This is a genomic window from Mycobacterium sp. DL99 (genome assembly GCF_004762045.1).
Taxonomy (GTDB): Bacteria; Actinomycetota; Actinomycetes; order Mycobacteriales; family Mycobacteriaceae; genus Mycobacterium.
In genome coordinates, this window is the sequence record NZ_SJOM01000007.1 from 5,180,196 (window position 1) to 5,196,076 (window position 15,881).

Sequence of the window (15,881 nt, forward strand, 5' to 3'; positions counted from 1 at the left end):
GCTCGCGCTAGGAAAGTCGGGGCCAGGCGCGGTTGCGCAGCAACCGCAGCCCGTTGAGGGCGACCAGAATGGTCGAGCCCTCGTGACCGGCCACGCCCAGTGGTAACGGCAAGTGCCCGAACAGGTCCCAGGTCACCAGGACGGTGATGACGGTGGCCGCGATGACCAGGTTGGCGATGACCAGCCGCCGGGCCCGCTCGGACAGCGCGACCACCGAGGCGATCGCCGACAGATCGTCGCCGACGGTGACGACGTCAGCGGTGTCGACCGTGAGATCGGCACCGCTGCGCCCCATCGCCATCGACGTATGGGCGGACGCCATGGCCGGCGCGTCGTTGACCCCGTCGCCGACCATGAGAACCCGCCGCCCACCGGATTCCAGTTCGCGGACCGCAGCAGCCTTGTCCTCGGGCAGCAGCCCGGCCCGCACGTCCTCGACTCCCAACTGCCCGGCCAGTTGCGCCGCCGCCACGCGGTTGTCACCGGTGAGCAGCACCGGCGAGCGTCCGGTGAGGGTACGCAGTGCCCGCACGGCAGCGGCCGCGCCCGGGCGAGCCTGATCATGCAGCCCCAGTACCCCGATCGCGAGACCGTCGACGGCCACGATGACGGCGGTCGCCCCGGTGGCCTCGATCTCGGTCACAGCCGGGATCGCCGGGCCCGAATACGCTGCGGGGCTGGATACCTCGACCGGGCGTCCGTCGACGATCACCCGCACTCCGCGGCCCGGCCAGGCGGTGAAGCCGCCGGCTTCCGGCACTGTGATGCCGCGGGACGCAGCCTCGGCGACGATGGCCCGCCCGATCGGGTGTTCGCTGAATTGTTCTGCGGCAGCTGCGGTTGCGAGCACCCGATCAGCCGGTGTACCGGCGACCGTCACAACCTGCGATACCCGGGGCGCGCCTGTGGTCAGTGTTCCGGTCTTGTCGAGTACGACGACGTCCGTATCGGCCAGCCGCTCCATGGCGATCGCGGATTTCACCAAGACGCCGCGACGGCTGGCGTTGGCGATCGCGCACAGCAGGGGCGGCATCGTGGCGAGCACGACCGCGCATGGCGAGGCCACGATCATGAACGTCATGGCGCGCAACAGAGTTGAGCGCACGTCGGCGCCCAGCGCCAGCGGTACCGCGAACAGCGCCAGGGTCGCGACCACAACGACTACCGAATAGCGCTGCTCGACCTTCTCGATGAACAGCTGCGTGGTGGCCTTGGTCGCCGAGGCCGCGGCAACGGCTGCGACGATGCGCGCCATCACCGTGCCCGAGGGGTCCTGCGTGACCGTGACCTGCAGCGCCCCAGAGGTGTTGAGCGTTCCGGCGAATACGTCGTCGCCCACGTGTTTGGCGACCGGCAACGGTTCACCGGTGATCGAGGACTGGTCGACGTCCGACGACCCACCGATCACGGTGCCGTCCGCCGAGATCCGTTCGCCGGGCCGGATGAGGATGCGATCGCCGGGCCGCAACGCCTCTGCGGCGACGACGCGCTGGGTGCCGTCCTCGAGAAGGGTCGCATCGGGTGGGGCCAGGTCGAGCAGACCGCGCACCGACCGTTCGGTGCGCGCGGTGGCCACATCCTCCAACGCGCCCGACGTCGCGAAGATGACGATCAACAGTGCGCCGTCGAACACCTGCCCGATGGCCGCCGCACCGATCGCCGCGACGATCATCAGCAGGTCGACATCGAGCGTGCGGTCGCGCAGCGCCTGCACGCCGGACACCGCGGATTGCCAACCGCCGGCGAGGTAGCACGCGAGATACAACGTCCACCACAGCGGTTGTGGCGCATCGGCCAATTGCGCAACCACTCCGCACAGCATCAACACCAGGGCCGCGACGGCCCAGCGGACGGAGTCCAGGGACCAGATCCACCTGCCGAGACCGCGCGCACCGGCGGGCCGGGCGTCGCCGTCACGCACTGACGGCCGGTCGATCGACACAGCGGTCATGGATCGCGCCTCCCCTTCATCGTCGCCACACACATCGTAGACATTTATACATGTAGAGATTGAAATGTATCACCGATGTTTTGCCCGCATGCTTGAATGAATGCCATGGGCCACGGAGTTGAGGGGCGCGCGACGCCGGCAGCGTCCCTCGACGCGGCCTCAGCGGCCAAAGTCGCCGAGACCCTACAGGCCCTCGCCTCCCCCAACCGATTGCTGATCCTGACCCGGCTGCGGGAATCGCCATGCTCGGTCACCGAGCTGTCCGCCGCGGTAGGCATGGAGCAGCCCGCAGTCTCCAACCAACTCCGGTTATTGCGGGCACTGGGCCTGGTGACCGGCGACAGGTCCGGCCGCAATATCGTGTACCGGCTGTACGACAGCCATGTCGCGCAACTGCTCGATGAAGCCATCTACCACATCGAACATCTCCGGCTCGGCGCCCGCGAAACCTCTGCCTAGTCCTTAAGTCCGCTGCAGCCAAAGAGTTTCACGGATTGTTCACCCGAGAACGCCGACCCGGAACAGGCCGCGTGGCAAGACTCGCACCGTTGCCGGAATCCTTTATTTTCGCGGTGACCCGAACTATTGTGAAGTCGTTATATGTTGATATCCGCCCATCCTCGGGAGTTTGCTGTCGGCCATACCGGCGGCACCCGAACAGTGAGGAGTTGAACAACGATGCGCATCGCAACCAAGGGATCCTGCACCTGTCGCTGCAATGCCTGCGATGGTGGCCACCACTGCGGAAACCCCCCGAACTGCAACGCGCGGCGCTGACGCCGTCGGTGGCCTGTCGCCCGGGCAACCGGCGACAGGTCACCACCCCTAACCGCTACGCCGCCTGACCATCGGGCCATAACCTCATCGATCGCACCGATCGGTCGTGCGATCTTGCGCTGACTCACTTCTCCTTATTCTTTCTCCCCGCCGCTCCCGCCTCCCCGGTTCTGAGCCTGCGCGGCCTTATGCTGCGGCTGTGCTCGCTGCGCTGATCTGGGGTCTGGTCGCCGCATCCTCGCTGCTCATCGGCGCGGTCGCCGGCGTGGTCCGGGACTGGAATCAACGCCTCGTCGGCCTCGTCCTCGGTTTCGGCGCTGGGGCGCTCATCTCCAGCATCTCCTTCGAACTCGCCGAGGAAGGCTTCCGGGCCAGCGGCGCCTGGGCCGTGGCACTCGGCCTGGCCATCGGGGCCGTGGTGTTCTATCTCGCGGACAAGGCAGTAGATCGACTGGGCCGCAATGGAACTCAGACCGCCGGGCTGCCCCTGCTACTCGGCGCCCTGCTCGACGGCATTCCCGAACAGGCCGCACTCGGCATCGGCATCGCAGCCGGAGCCGGCGTCAGCCTGGCCCTCGTGGTGTCCATCTTCGTGTCGAACCTGCCCGAATCGATCGGATCGGCCAGCGACATGAAATCCGCGGGTGAACCTGCCCGCCGGATTGTCGGCAGCTGGGCCGTGATCGCCGCACTGTGCGCGCTGGCCACAGTCGGCGGCTATCAGCTGCAGAACGTGGCCGGCGCCGAATTCCGGGGCGGCATCAACGGATTCGCCGCCGGAGCGCTGCTGGTCATGCTGGTGGGCTCGATGATCCCGGAGGCCACCGAGAAAGCCAAGGAGAACGCCGGCCTGGCGGCCGTGCTGGGTTTCGCCGTCGCCGCGGGATTGTCGCTGGCCGGGTGAACCGGCCGCGGGTTAGGTTCGGCGGGTGACTGTTCAGTGGCACCTCGGGCCCATCAGCGTCGGGGTGCACAACCTGTTCGTCGCCCTCGGGGTGTCCGCCGCACTGATGGTGTTCGTCGCCGAGGCCCGCCGGCGCGGTGCGGTCAACGAGCAGTCGGTCGTCGCCGCGGCCGGGGCGCTGATCGGTGGCGCGATCGGGATGAGGTTGACCGGGTTGGTACGTCACCTGGACTTCAGCGCCAATCCGAGCCTGGCCCAGGCCTGGCAGTTCGGCTCGCGCAGCATTCTCGGTGGGCTGCTCGGCGCCTACCTCGGGGTGCTCATCGCCAAGCGGCTGGGCGGTTACCGCGGAAAGACCGGCGACCTGTTCGCCCCCGCAGTCGCACTCGGCATGGCGATCGGCCGGATCGGCTGCCACCTCACCGAAGCCCCCGGCCGGCCGACAACCCTGCCGTGGGGCATCCACGCGCCGGCCGACACCCCCGAATGCCCGGGCTGCCTCGCCGGAGCCGCGATGCACCCGTCGTTTCTCTACGAGATCGCCTTCCAGCTCACCGCATTCGCCGTGTTGCTATGGCTGCGCCCCCGCATCGGCAAGCCCGGGGAGCTGTTCGTGCTCTACTTCGCCGGTTACGCGGGTTTCCGATTCCTCGTGGAGTTCGTCCGGGCCAACGAGACCGTGTGGCTGGATCTGACCCGCCCGCAATGGTTCCTGCTGCCGTCGTTACTGATCGTCGGGTTTCGGCTGTGGTACGGCTACCGCCGCGGGTACTATCGCAACCCAGCCCATTCTCAGGAGGTGCCCGCATGACGACACCGCCCGGCCCGCCTGACGACACGCCCCCACCCGGCGAGAACCGCAGGTAGCCGCGCGACGGACCTGCCTGCCGCCACCCCGGCCCCGGGCGCTCCGGCCGCAACCCCGGCCGGCACCGAAACGGTTCCGGCCGCTCCGGCCCCGGGCGCTCCGGCTGCCGAGGGGACCCCGGTCGCTCACGGCACGCCGGTCGCCGAGGGTGTCCCGGCACCGGCCGCCGCAGGTGCGGGCAACGCCGCCACCGCGGTTCCGCCGGCCGAGGGTGTGCCTGCTGAGGGTGTCCCCGCCGCCGCTCCGGGCGCTCCGGGCGCTCCGGCTGCCCCGGCCGCTCCGGCACCGGGCGCTCCGGGCGCTCCGGCTGCCCCGGCCGCTCCGGCACCGGGCGCTCCGGCTGCTCCTGCCGCTCCGGCCACCGAGCCGGCGCTGGTTCCGGCCGGCACCCAGCCGGCGGTCACCACGCCCGCCCCGGCCCCTGCGGTCGCCCCGGCGAGCAACCACGGGACCGTGTCCTGATCTAGGTAGTTCACGGCAACGGCCGGACGCGGGCAACCGCGTTCGGCCGTTGTTTTTATGTGGACGTCTCGATCGCCTGTCGCCGTTTTCTACGCCTGGGCTCTGGATCTCGCGGTTTAGCAACCCCACGGTAGAAACCGGCGCGCGCAGAAGCGATTCCGAGAACCGGTCAGGCGATCGACAGCGCGATGCCGTCGAGAATGTCGTGCTCGCTGACCACCAGTTCGCCGATGCCGGCGCGCTGTGTGAGTACGGCCGCCAACTCCTCGACGATGATGGCGCCGCCGCCGATCACATCGGCACGGCCGGCATGCATCGGCCCGAGCGCCAGGCGTTCGGCCTTGGTCATCCCGATCAGCTGCTCACACACCGCGAGCAGATCATCAAATTCGATGCGGGACAAATGAATTGCCTCAGGATCGTATTCGGTCATGCGCTGCGCCAGCGCCGAGAGGGTCGTCATCGTCCCGGCCACGCCGACCCAGGTGTGCGCCCCTTCGACCGGCACCACCCGCAGCGCCTCGGCCAGGCCGTCACGGGCCACCGCCCGCGCCTGCGCCACCTCGGCGGCGGTGGGCGGGTCGGAGTGCAGGCACCGTTCGGTCAGCCGCACACACCCGATGTCGGCGGAGAAGCTGGCCTGCACGGCCGTGTCGCCGAGCACCAGTTCGGTCGAGCCGCCACCCAGGTCGACGACCACGAAAGGGCCTGCGGCAGGGTCGAGTTCACCGACCGCACCGCGGAACGACAGCTCGGCCTCCTCGGTCCCGGTGATCACCTCGGCCTGAATGTCCGGAGAACCGGGCACCACCTTGCCCAGCAGCCGGGCGGTCATCGCAAAGAACTCGTCGCGGTTTCCGGCATCGCGCGCCGCCGAAGTCGCCACCATCCGCACCGCGGTGACCGAATGCTCGCTCATCAGGGTCGCATAGTCAGCCAGTGCGGATTCGGTGCGCGCCAACGCTTCCGGCGCAAACTGACCCGTCGCGTCGACGCCCTGCCCCAGCCGTACCACCCGCATCTCGCGGTGCACGTCACACAGCTTGCCGTCCACCACGTCGGCGATCAGCAGACGAATCGAGTTGGTGCCGCAATCGATCGCGCCGACTCGCCTCAAACCCACACCTCACGATCCAGAATCCCGGCCATCGCCGGCTCGAGGGCCAGCACCGCCAGCGCCTCATCCCCAAAGGGATTGACCCCGCGGCCTTTCGCCAACGAGTGGGCCATCACCACGTGCAGACATTTGACCCGGTCGGGCATGCCACCCCCGGTGAACGTCGTACCCAGCGGCTCGATCGCGTCCCGCTCGGCCAGATACGACTCATGTGCCCGCAGGTAGGTCGCAGCCAGTTCCTCGTCCTGCTGCAGCCGCTCGGACATCTCTCGCATCAGCCCCGAGGATTCCAACCGACTGGCGGCCGCCGTGAGCGCCGGATGCGTCAAGTAGTACAGCGTCGGGAACGGCGTGCCATCGGGAAGTCTGGGTGCGGTCTTCACCACCCCGGGCTCGCCGTTGGGGCAGCGGTACGCGATCTCGAGGACACCGCGCGGTTCCCGGCCCAATTGCCGTGTCACGGCCTCGATGTCGTCAGGATCAACCATTGGGACCTCTGGGCTCGGCAGGTGGCGGAACAGGCGGTGCGGGCGGACCGACCGGCGCAGGCGGAGGCCCGCCGATCGTGGGGGAAACCCCGTGCGGCTCATCGGCAATCGTGTGCCACAACGAGGTGTACCAGGGCTGGCCTGCGGGCACCGTCGATCCGGGCAGCACAGACGTTCCCGGCTCGCCCGACGCAATGGCCCCGGGCGGCAACTGCACCTGGTACGGGGTTTCGCCGGGCATCACGAAGCCGAGGCGCTTCCTGGCCTCGGCCTTGATGTACGCCTCATCGGCCAGCTTGACCTTTTGCAGTTCCAGATCTGCGATCTGAGCCCGCAACTGCTTCTCGAGAGTCTTGTTTTGCTGCATCTCGGTGCGCTGGGCGAAGTAGGTGCGCACCGGCCCGGCGATGGTCAGGGTCAGCACACACACCACCGCGGCCAGGATGGCCGCCCGGCGGGCGGTCGACCCGAACCGCTGCTCGGACTGCAGCTCGGCCTGTTCCTGAGCTTGCACCGCAATGGCTTTGGAGACCTTTTCATCGGCCACCGGCTCACCCTGCGCCGGACGGGACTCGCCCGCCCGGCGGCGGGGCTGTGAAGCGCGCGGCCGATTCGATTCCCCGGCCTTGCCCGGCTTACCGGGTCGGGAGGCTGGGGACCGTCTCTTCGGATCAGGCCGCTTCGCTTCGGGCATCGACGTGTAGGTGCGCAGGCGCCTGCGTTACTTGGCCTCGAACCGCGGGAATGCGAGATCGCCCGCGTAGCGCGCGGCGTCGCCGAGCGCCTCCTCGATGCGCAGCAACTGGTTGTACTTGGCCACCCGCTCGCTGCGGGCCGGGGCACCGGTCTTGATCTGACCGCTGCCGACCGCTACCGCGAGATCGGCGATGGTGGTGTCTTCGGTCTCACCGGACCGGTGGCTCATCATGGTGCGGTAGCCACTGTTGTGCGCCAGCGCAACGGCATCCAGAGTCTCGGTGAGCGTGCCGATCTGGTTGACCTTCACCAGCAGCGCGTTGGCGGCGCCACGCTCGATGCCGTCCTCCAGCCGCTCCGGGTTGGTGACGAACAGATCGTCGCCCACCAGCTGGATCCGGTCTCCGATCGCCGAGGTCAGCGCGACCCAGCCGTCCCAGTCGTCCTCGGACAGCGGATCCTCGATCGACACCAGCGGGTAGGCGTCGATCAGGCCGGCGTAGAACTCGGCCATCTGCTCGGCCGTGCGGGTCTCCTTCTCGAAGGCGTAACCCGAACCCTCCGTGTAGAACTCGGTGGCGGCGACGTCCAGCGCCAGGGCCACGTCACTGCCGAGCTTGAACCCGGTGGCCTCGATGGCCGTCGCGATCAGGTCCAGGGCGGCCTTGGTGCCCGCGACGTCGGGGGCGAAGCCGCCCTCATCGCCGAGACCGGTCGACAGCCCCTGCTTCTTGAGCACGGACTTGAGCGAGTGGTAGACCTCGGTACCCCAGCGCAGCGACTCTTTGAAGGAGGGTGCGCCGATCGGGGCGACCATGAACTCCTGGACGTCCACCCCGGTGTCGGCGTGGGCGCCACCGTTGAGGATGTTCATCATCGGCACCGGAAGGATGTGTGCGTTCGGGCCACCGAGGTAGCGGAACAGCGGCAGCGCGGCGCTGTCGGCAGCGGCCTTGGCCACCGCCAGCGAGACGCCGAGGATCGCGTTGGCGCCCAGTCGGGACTTGTCCGGAGTGCCGTCGAGATCCAGCAGCGCCTGGTCGACGAGACGCTGATCGTCGGCGGCCAGGCCGATGATCGCCGGGGCGATCTCGTCGAGAACGGCCTCCACGGCCTTCTCGACGCCCTTGCCGCCGTAGCGGGAACCGCCGTCGCGCAGCTCCACCGCTTCGTGCTCGCCGGTCGATGCGCCCGACGGCACCGCCGCCCGGGCGAACGTGCCGTCAGTCAGGGCCACCTCGACCTCGACCGTCGGGTTGCCACGGGAGTCGAGGATCTCGCGGGCTCCAACCTGCTCGATGATGGGCACTGGCTTCTCCTTATTGAGTCCTGCGTGTAGGGATGAGACTAGATCGTGGTCCGCCCGACGGCGTGTCTGGGCTTGTCACACGTGTCACAAGCCGTGGCCGCTCGCGTACGCCGTCGCCCAGTCCCGGACCATCCGGGCGTACTGCTCGGAGTTGTTGTAGGCCTTCAGCGCCTTCATCCAGCCTCTCGGGGTGGACAGGTCCTTGCCGTACCAGCACAGCAGGCCGGCCGCCGAGAGCGCCGCGTCGTCGAAGTTGTCCGGGCTGACCACCCCGTCATTGTTGGCGTCGACCCCGAAATGCCCCCACGTCTCCGGGATGAACTGCATCGGCCCCATGGCACGGTCCATCAGCGGATCCCCGTCGAGCTTGCCCTGGTCGGTGTCGGGAATGCGCAGGTTGCCGGCGGTCCCGTCCAATTGCACGCCACGGATCGGCGGGGTCACGTCCCCGTTGCGCGCGATCATCGCGCCGCGGTAGGTGCCGTGGTGGCTCTCGACCATGCCGATGCCGGCCAGCGTGGTCCAGGCCAGCTGGCAGTTCGGGTTCTCCACCTGGGCCACGCGCGCGGCGTAGGAGTAGGCCTCAAGGGCGTTGACGGGCATGCCCAGCGCGGGTGCCCGCTGTGCGGCCCACTCGTGCAGCTGATCGGCGGGCCTGCCCTTGGCGTAGGTGTCGATCGCGGGCACCGGGTCCCCAGCCGGTGGCGGCACGCCCTCGGGAATTGGGGTCCCCAGATGCCACGAACAGCTGGATGCCAACAGCAGCGCTGTCGCAGCAATTACGGCGACAGCCCGCAGCCAACGCACTGGCGACACCGGACTCCCTCAACCCCGCTCTATCTGATTCGCCATCGTCGCATGCGCGGCCATGAACGCGACGAGCGACGGGTCCATGCCGGGAGAACGGCAGGTGAAGTCGGCCGGACCCACAGACCCCCCTGCTAAGGTGAGCCACGCCTTGCTATGGCAAGGCAAGGCTACGTTGCTTACGGTGTTTTCACCCCGGTCGAACGAGGACGCTTTGATGACTGCCATCTCGGACGGTCCGACCAGCACGCTGGCCGCCTCCAACGTCACGTCGCAGGTGTTCGGCAGTGGCCTGATCGGTTTGCGGGAAGGCCTCGAAGCCGCCATCGTCGTGTCGATCCTGGTCGCGTTTCTGGTCAAATCCGAACGCCGGGACGCCCTCAAATGGGTGTGGCTGGGTGTCGGCGCCGCAATCGCCGTGACCGTCACCGTCTTCCTGGCGATCCAGTTCGGCGAGAACACCATCAGCGGTCTGGGCGCCGAAGCCATCGCAGGTATCGCCTCGCTGATCGCCGTCGTCATCGTCACCACCATGGTGCTGTGGATGAAACGGGCGTCTGCGTCGATGTCCGGCGAACTGCGCGGCGAGATGTCGCAGGCACTGCAGACCGGTGGTCTGGCGGTGGCGCTGCTGGCCTTCCTGGCGGTGGGCCGCGAAGGTGTGGAAACCGCGCTGTTCATGGTCGGCTACGCCGAGGCCGAGACGCTGTGGCCGCTGACCGGCCTCATCATCGGCGTGCTCATCGCCGCCGCGATCGCCTACGGCATGTACGCCGGCGCAGTCCGGATCAACCTCGCCAAGTTCTTCAAATACACCGGGATCTTCCTCATCGTGGTGGCGGCCGGAATCCTCGCCTACGGCATCAAGGCGCTGCAGACCGTCGGCTGGATCCCCGGGCTGGGCGCCAAGGCCTTCGACATGAGCGGTGCGTTCGACTGGTCGGCCTGGTACGGCGAGATCATCCAGGGCGTCTTCAACATCGACCCCACGCCGACCGTTCTGCAGTTCGGCGCATGGCTGGCCTACATCGTCGTGGTGCTGGCGCTGTTCCTGAAGCCGTTGCGCTCCGCCGGGGCGGCATCCAGTGCCTCGACTTCCTCCGAGCCGACCGTCGAGCCGGAGACCTCCACCGCATCCGAAAGGTCAACCAAGTGAAGATGACCCCCGCCGTCAAGACCGGTATCGCGGCCACCGCCGCGGTGCTGGCCGGCCTCTCGCTGAGCGCCTGCCAGGCCAAAGAGGCCGACGGCGGCAGTGCGAACGGTGACGGCGCCAAGGGCGCCCAGATCACCGTCGATGCCTCCGACACCGAGTGCAAGCTCTCCGGGACCACCGCGACGACGGGCGCCAGCACGTTCGTCGTCACCAACAACGGCGACAAGGTCACCGAGTTCTACGTCTACGGCGAGGGCGAGCGGGTCATGGGCGAGGTGGAGAACATCTCCCCCGGGCTCAAGCGTCAGCTGATCGTTCAGCTCACCCAGCCGGGCACGTACCAGACGTCATGCCGCCCCGGCATGGTCGGTGAAGGCATCCGCGGCAATTTCGAGGTGACCGGCGAAGCCGTGCAGATCGACACCGAGGGCAAGTTCAAGGAAGCCGCCGACAACTACAAGCGGTACGTAAACAGCCAGGTCGACGCCCTGGTGCCGGCGGTCGAGGAGTTCGCCGCCGCCGTCAAGGCCAAGGACGTCGCCAAAGCCAAGGCGCTCTACCCGACCTCGCGCGTCTACTGGGAGCGCATCGAGCCGGTCGCCGAGTCCTTCCCCAACGACCTCGACCCGCGAGTCGACCTGCGCGAGGCCGACCTCGAGCCCGGGCAGAAGTGGACCGGCTTCCACGCACTGGAAAAGCAACTGTGGGTGACCGGGCTGCAGCCGGACGCCAACGCACTCGGCGACCAGCTGGTCGCCGACGTGAAGGAACTCCAGGCCGGCGTCAAGGCTCCGGACTGGACCATCGACTCCACCCAGATCGCCGGGGGCGCCCAGGGCCTGCTCGACGAGATCTCCAAGAGCAAGATCAGCGGTGAAGAAGACATCTTCAGCCACACCGACCTGTGGGACTTCAACGCCAACGTCGAAGGTTCACAGACCGCGGTGGCCTCGGTGCGGCCGATCCTCGACGAGCGCAACGCCGACCTCGGCAAGCGCGTCGATCAGCGGTTCGCCGATGTCGAGAAGCTGCTGGACAAGTATCGCCAGGGCGACGGATTCATCACTTACGACAAGGTGACCGAACCGCAACGCCAGGAACTGTCACGCGCCATCGATGCGCTGAGCAACGAGGTGAGCCAGGTGCAGGGTGTCATCGCAAAGCAGTGATTCGCCCGAAGCCACCCCGGATGCCGAGCAGTCCACCGGATTCTCCCGGCGGAAGTTGTTCGGCGCTGCCGGGGTCACCGCCGCGGTAGTCGGTGCGGCCAGCGCGGGTGCGCTGGCCGGCCGCGCTTCCGCGGCCAGCGCCCCGCACGGTGCCCTGCAGGGGCCGGTCCCGTTTCGCGGTGACCGGCAGGCGGGCATCATCACCGAGGCGCAGGACCGGATGCACTTCTGCTCGTTCGACGTCACCACCGACAACCGTGAGGACGTCATCGCCCTGCTCAAGCAGTGGACCAAGATGGCCGAGCGGATGACGCGCGGTGAGGAGACCGAAGCCGGCGGCGCCGTGGACGGCAATCCGTATGCGCCGCCGTCGGATACCGGAGAGGCACTGGGTCTGCCTGCCTCACAACTGACGCTGACGATCGGGTTCGGGCCGTCGTTCTTCCGCAAGGACGGCAAGGACCGCTTCGGCATCGCCGACAAGCAGCCGGCCGAGCTCAAGGATCTGCCGAAGTTCCCCAACGAGACCATGGACGCGGCCCGCTGCGGGGGCGACATCTGCGTGCAGGCCTGCGCCAACGATCCGCAGGTCGCGGTGCATGCGATCCGTAACCTGGCCCGCGTCGGGTTCGGCACGGTCGCGGTGCGGTACTCACAGCTGGGATTCGGCCGCACGTCCTCGACCACCCGGGACCAGACCACCCCGCGAAACCTGTTCGGGTTCAAGGACGGAACGAACAACCTCAAGTCCGATCAGACGGACCTGCTGGACAAGAACGTCTGGGTGGCCGAGGGTGACGGACCGGCCTGGTTCACCGGCGGCAGCTACCTGATCACCCGGCGGATCCGGATGCTCATCGAGAGCTGGGACCGCACCACGCTTCTGGAGCAGGAGCGGGTGATCGGACGACAAAAGGGCAGTGGTGCGCCCAACGGACTGCAGCAGGAATTCGACGAGCTCAATTTCGAGATCACCGACGGCAAGGGCAATCCGAAGATCGACGTGGACGCACATGTGCGACTGGCCTCGGCCGAGCACCTGGGCGGCATCGAGATCCTGCGCCGCGGTTACAACTTCACCGACGGCTCCGACGGATTCGGTCACCTCGATGCGGGCCTGTTCTTCATCGCGTTCGTGCGCAGCCCTGAGAAGCAGTTCATCCCGATGCAGCGGGAACTGGCCCGCAAGGATGCGCTCAACGAATACATCACCCACACCGGGACGGCCGTCTTCGCGTGCCCGCCGGGGCTACGTGACGACGACACCAACGGCTACTGGGGTTCGACTCTGTTCGAGTGAGGCACTGACCAGATGACGCGTAATACTCGAATACTGCTCACCGCATTGGCAATCGCGGTGCTGGCCATCGGTGTTTTCGTGTACCAGTCCGTTCGTCATCGCGCCGGGCCGCCACCGGTTGCATCCGTCGAAACCGGCCAGGTGGTGCGCGAGAACAGTCATCGGCTGAACTCCGTTCCCGACAGTGACGTGACCTTCGTGGAGTTCCTCGACTTCGAGTGCGAAGGTTGTCGCGCGGTGTATCCCTCCATCGAGCAACTGCGGTCCGAGTACGGCGACCGGGTGAACTTCGTCATCCGGTACTTCCCGCTCGGCGCGCACTACAACGCCGAACGAGCGGCACGCGCCGTCGAGGCTGCCGCCCAACAGGACAAGCTCGAGGCGATGTACAAGAAGATGTACGACGCCCAGGACCAGTGGGGCGAAAAGCAGGATCCGGCGGACGACGTATTCCGTGGCTTCGCAGGAGAACTCGGCCTTGACATGGCGGCATTCGACAAGGCTTACAGCGACCCCGCCACCGCCGCCCGAGTCCAACTCGATGTGGCCGACGGCCGCGCCCTGGGCGTGCAGGGAACGCCGACATTCTTTCTCAACGGCGAGCGCATCCAGCCACACAGCTATGAAGACCTGGCCACGGCCTTCGATAAGGCGCTGGCCGAGTAGAGCGGCCGCGCGGCGCAGTCATCCACCGAGCAGGATCTGACTGAGCCGGGTGGTGGTGGCGACTCCGTCGTCGTAGCCGCCCTGCCCGTTGAGCCCGTTCATGATTGCCAGCGTGTAGCGCTGGTTGGGCCCGGCGAAGCCGACCGAGTTGACGACCCAGCCACCCTGTTCCTGCGACCACCCGTTCTTGTTGCCGGGGCTCATCGAAGGCCCGGCGCCCCACACGCCCCACTGCTGTTCCCCGCCGACCCGCTGCATCTCGGCGACCACGGCGGAGGCGTCGGCCGGATTCAGTTGGGTCAGCGTGTAGTTCATCAACCGGTCGAGATCGTTGGTGGTGGATTTCTGAAAACCCCAGTACGGGAACATGTCACCGAAACCCGGTTGCGGCCGCGTGTCCGTCATGCCGTAGCGGGGGAAGCCGGCGTTGAACGCCTGGTGGTCGGCTCCGCCATAGCGGGTCCACAGTGAATCGGCCGCGTCGTTGTCGGAGTTCCGCAGCATCTTCACCATGAGTTGCCGGTCGTTGCCCGACAGCCGCACTGCTCCGGCGCGTTCCCGGGTCAGCAGGTCGACCACCATCGCCAGCTTGATGGTGGAGGCGGTCCAGATCATCGTGTTCGCGTTGGCATTGGCGTACCGCATGCCGCCGGCGCGGTCGCGCAGCACGTAGCCGACAGTGCCGGGCCGAGACGCCAGATAGGCATCCGCTGCCGCGATGCGCGAGCGCAGGTCACAGCCTGTGGTTGCACATTCCGCGACGGCCTGCGGTGCAACCATTCCCAGACTGAGAACCAGGACGACGGCAGCGATCCGCAGTACCCGCATCGCCTCACCGTAGAGCGCCCCGGCCCGATCCAGCGTCCGCACAGCGGGGCCATCCCGAGCCGAAACCGTGCCGTTGTCAGTTCGTGACGGGGTAGGGCTGAGACCTGGCCCGCGCTCGTAACGTGGTGGCGGAAAAACCGGCTCGAATTCGCCCTGGCGTTACGCGCGCGGCAGACTCGACTTGGCAGCGACGCGTCCGCCGTCAGTCGCGGGGGTGATCGTCCTCGTCGGGTTCAGACTCCGACTCGCCCTGGTCAGCCGCTTCATCCTCGGCCGGGCCCTCCGCGTCGGCGTCGGACGCGGACTCAGCTTCTGCCTCTGCGTCTTCGTCGTTCGCGGCTTCCACCGCGGGCTCGGGCTCGGGCTCGGCGTCAAGCTCGTCATCCGCCTCGAACTCGTCGTCCGCATCGGGCTCAGGCTCGGGCTCGACAACCGCACCCGGCCAGTACGCCCGCCACTCGTCCTCGGTGATCGAACCCAGCGGTGTCACGTCGAGTTCCTCGGGAACGTCCTCGCCCCGCCGGCCGGCGGCCACGTCGGACTCCACCACTCGGACGGTGTCCATGAACTCCAAAATCGCACTGCGCAAGTCATTCTCGGCATCAGCATCCGCCGAAACGACCACTGAGGTCAGCGCGGCAGGTACCAGATCTGCGGGCAGCCCGGCCTGGGCCACCCGGGCCAGCACCTTCTGCGCCAGCGCCAGAGCCGGCTGCCCGGTGGGCACGTCATCCATCGACGACCCGCGGGCCTTCACCTTCTGCTCCTGAGCCTTGCGCTCCTCCCACTGAGCCAGCTGCTCGTCCAGTGAAATCGACTCTCCGGCAAGCACTGCCGGTACGCGGTTGCCGAGCTTGCGCACGAGCGAATCGGCGACGTCATCGATGTTGAACGGATGAACGGGTGCATCCTCGGCGATGCGGGCGTGGAACAGCACCTGCAGCAGTACATCGCCGAGTTCTTCGCGCAGTTCGTCGGCATTGCCGCCGCGCACCGCGTCGAACAGCTCGTAGGTCTCCTCCAGCAGATAGCGACGCAAGGAATCGTGGGTCTGCTCGCTCTCCCACGGCCCGTCGGTGCGCAGCTGGTCCATCATCGCCACGGCGTCCACGAGCCGCTCCCCCGCCTGCGCCTGCGGAGCCGCGATCAACCGGTCGCCGGCCGCCAAACGGGCCTTGACCGCCGGATGCTCAGGATCCGAGGACAGCAGCACCGGGGCCGGGTTGTCTTCGTCATCGCCGTAGATGGGCCGGGCCGCGGGCAGCGTCCACGGCACCTTGATCGGCATTTCCTCGGTGTACTGCACGTCGCCGGTCAGGAATTCGATCGCTTCGACCGGGACCAGCGAGGGGCGGCGGGGATCAACCAGAACAACAGTCATGG

The 15,881-nt window shown here is 67.7% G+C and carries 17 protein-coding genes; 8 read left to right on the forward strand and 9 right to left on the reverse strand.

Going from position 1 to position 15,881, the window contains the following annotated elements; genetic code table 11:
- Nucleotides 1-7: 7 nt before the first annotated feature.
- Entirely contained in the window at nucleotides 8-1,951 is a 1,944-nt protein-coding gene (locus EYZ64_RS25270) for a heavy metal translocating P-type ATPase (RefSeq protein WP_135457778.1), read from the reverse strand.
- A 105-nt stretch (nucleotides 1,952-2,056) separates the two neighbouring features.
- Between EYZ64_RS25270 and EYZ64_RS25275 the strand changes: the two genes are divergently transcribed.
- The 4 genes from EYZ64_RS25275 (at nucleotide 2,057) to EYZ64_RS25290 (ending at nucleotide 4,443) form a co-directional block, all read left to right on the forward strand.
- On the forward strand, nucleotides 2,057-2,410 hold the full coding sequence (locus tag EYZ64_RS25275) for an ArsR/SmtB family transcription factor (RefSeq protein WP_135457780.1): 354 nt from the start codon (nucleotides 2,057-2,059) through the stop codon (nucleotides 2,408-2,410).
- Nucleotides 2,411-2,619: 209 nt separating this feature from the next.
- On the forward strand, nucleotides 2,620-2,796 hold the full coding sequence (locus EYZ64_RS32105) for a hypothetical protein (protein ID WP_167857647.1): 177 nt from the start codon (nucleotides 2,620-2,622) through the stop codon (nucleotides 2,794-2,796).
- 131 nt (nucleotides 2,797-2,927) lie between these two features.
- Entirely contained in the window at nucleotides 2,928-3,632 is a 705-nt protein-coding gene (locus tag EYZ64_RS25285) for a ZIP family metal transporter (protein WP_135457783.1), read from the forward strand.
- Nucleotides 3,633-3,657: 25 nt separating this feature from the next.
- Nucleotides 3,658-4,443, forward strand: a complete 786-nt coding sequence (locus tag EYZ64_RS25290) for a prolipoprotein diacylglyceryl transferase (RefSeq protein ID WP_135457786.1) — start codon at nucleotides 3,658-3,660, stop codon at nucleotides 4,441-4,443.
- A 182-nt stretch (nucleotides 4,444-4,625) separates the two neighbouring features.
- Here the strand turns inward: EYZ64_RS25290 and EYZ64_RS32110 are convergent, their stop codons facing one another.
- The 6 genes from EYZ64_RS32110 to EYZ64_RS25320 form a co-directional block, all read right to left on the reverse strand.
- Nucleotides 4,626-4,976, reverse strand: coding sequence for a hypothetical protein (locus EYZ64_RS32110; protein ID WP_167857963.1), 351 nt, complete (start codon nucleotides 4,974-4,976; stop codon nucleotides 4,626-4,628).
- Nucleotides 4,977-5,131: 155 nt separating this feature from the next.
- Complete coding sequence (locus tag EYZ64_RS25300) at nucleotides 5,132-6,079, reverse strand: Ppx/GppA phosphatase family protein (protein ID WP_135457790.1); 948 nt, start codon at nucleotides 6,077-6,079, stop codon at nucleotides 5,132-5,134.
- The gene (locus tag EYZ64_RS25305) at nucleotides 6,076-6,567 is read right to left on the reverse strand and encodes a DUF501 domain-containing protein (RefSeq protein WP_135457792.1); all 492 of its coding nucleotides are present in this window, start codon (nucleotides 6,565-6,567) and stop codon (nucleotides 6,076-6,078) included. Before EYZ64_RS25305 ends, EYZ64_RS25300 begins: the two co-directional genes overlap by 4 nt.
- Complete coding sequence (locus tag EYZ64_RS25310) at nucleotides 6,560-7,261, reverse strand: FtsB family cell division protein (RefSeq protein ID WP_135457794.1); 702 nt, start codon at nucleotides 7,259-7,261, stop codon at nucleotides 6,560-6,562. The genes EYZ64_RS25305 and EYZ64_RS25310 overlap by 8 nt, the downstream gene beginning before the upstream one ends.
- Nucleotides 7,262-7,288: 27 nt before the next feature.
- Nucleotides 7,289-8,572 carry a phosphopyruvate hydratase gene (gene eno / locus EYZ64_RS25315; protein ID WP_135457796.1) on the reverse strand — a complete coding sequence of 428 codons (1,284 nt, stop codon included), beginning with the start codon at nucleotides 8,570-8,572 and terminating at the stop codon, nucleotides 7,289-7,291.
- An 84-nt stretch (nucleotides 8,573-8,656) separates the two neighbouring features.
- Nucleotides 8,657-9,388 (reverse strand): lytic transglycosylase domain-containing protein, encoded by a 732-nt coding sequence (locus tag EYZ64_RS25320; RefSeq protein ID WP_167857964.1) that lies wholly within the window; start codon nucleotides 9,386-9,388, stop codon nucleotides 8,657-8,659.
- 208 nt (nucleotides 9,389-9,596) lie between these two features.
- On the opposite strand from EYZ64_RS25320, the gene efeU reads away from it, so the two are divergent.
- From efeU to EYZ64_RS25340, 4 genes are read left to right on the forward strand one after another with little or no spacing between them, the layout of a single operon-like run.
- Nucleotides 9,597-10,535 carry an iron uptake transporter permease EfeU gene (gene efeU / locus EYZ64_RS25325; RefSeq protein ID WP_135457800.1) on the forward strand — a complete coding sequence of 313 codons (939 nt, stop codon included), beginning with the start codon at nucleotides 9,597-9,599 and terminating at the stop codon, nucleotides 10,533-10,535.
- Nucleotides 10,532-11,704: an iron uptake system protein EfeO gene (gene efeO, locus EYZ64_RS25330; protein WP_135457802.1), complete on the forward strand. Its 1,173-nt coding sequence runs from the start codon at nucleotides 10,532-10,534 to the stop codon at nucleotides 11,702-11,704. The genes efeU and efeO overlap by 4 nt, the downstream gene beginning before the upstream one ends.
- On the forward strand, nucleotides 11,685-13,004 hold the full coding sequence (efeB, locus tag EYZ64_RS25335) for an iron uptake transporter deferrochelatase/peroxidase subunit (protein WP_135457804.1): 1,320 nt from the start codon (nucleotides 11,685-11,687) through the stop codon (nucleotides 13,002-13,004). Before efeO ends, efeB begins: the two co-directional genes overlap by 20 nt.
- A gap of 12 nt (nucleotides 13,005-13,016) precedes the next feature.
- Nucleotides 13,017-13,670: a DsbA family protein gene (locus EYZ64_RS25340; RefSeq protein ID WP_135457806.1), complete on the forward strand. Its 654-nt coding sequence runs from the start codon at nucleotides 13,017-13,019 to the stop codon at nucleotides 13,668-13,670.
- 18 nt (nucleotides 13,671-13,688) lie between these two features.
- On the opposite strand, the gene EYZ64_RS25345 is transcribed toward EYZ64_RS25340, so the two are convergent.
- Entirely contained in the window at nucleotides 13,689-14,498 is an 810-nt protein-coding gene (locus EYZ64_RS25345; protein ID WP_135460245.1) for a serine hydrolase, read from the reverse strand.
- A gap of 202 nt (nucleotides 14,499-14,700) precedes the next feature.
- The gene (locus tag EYZ64_RS25350) at nucleotides 14,701-15,879 is read right to left on the reverse strand and encodes a nucleoside triphosphate pyrophosphohydrolase (RefSeq protein WP_286175123.1); all 1,179 of its coding nucleotides are present in this window, start codon (nucleotides 15,877-15,879) and stop codon (nucleotides 14,701-14,703) included.
- Nucleotides 15,880-15,881: the final 2 nt, after the last annotated feature.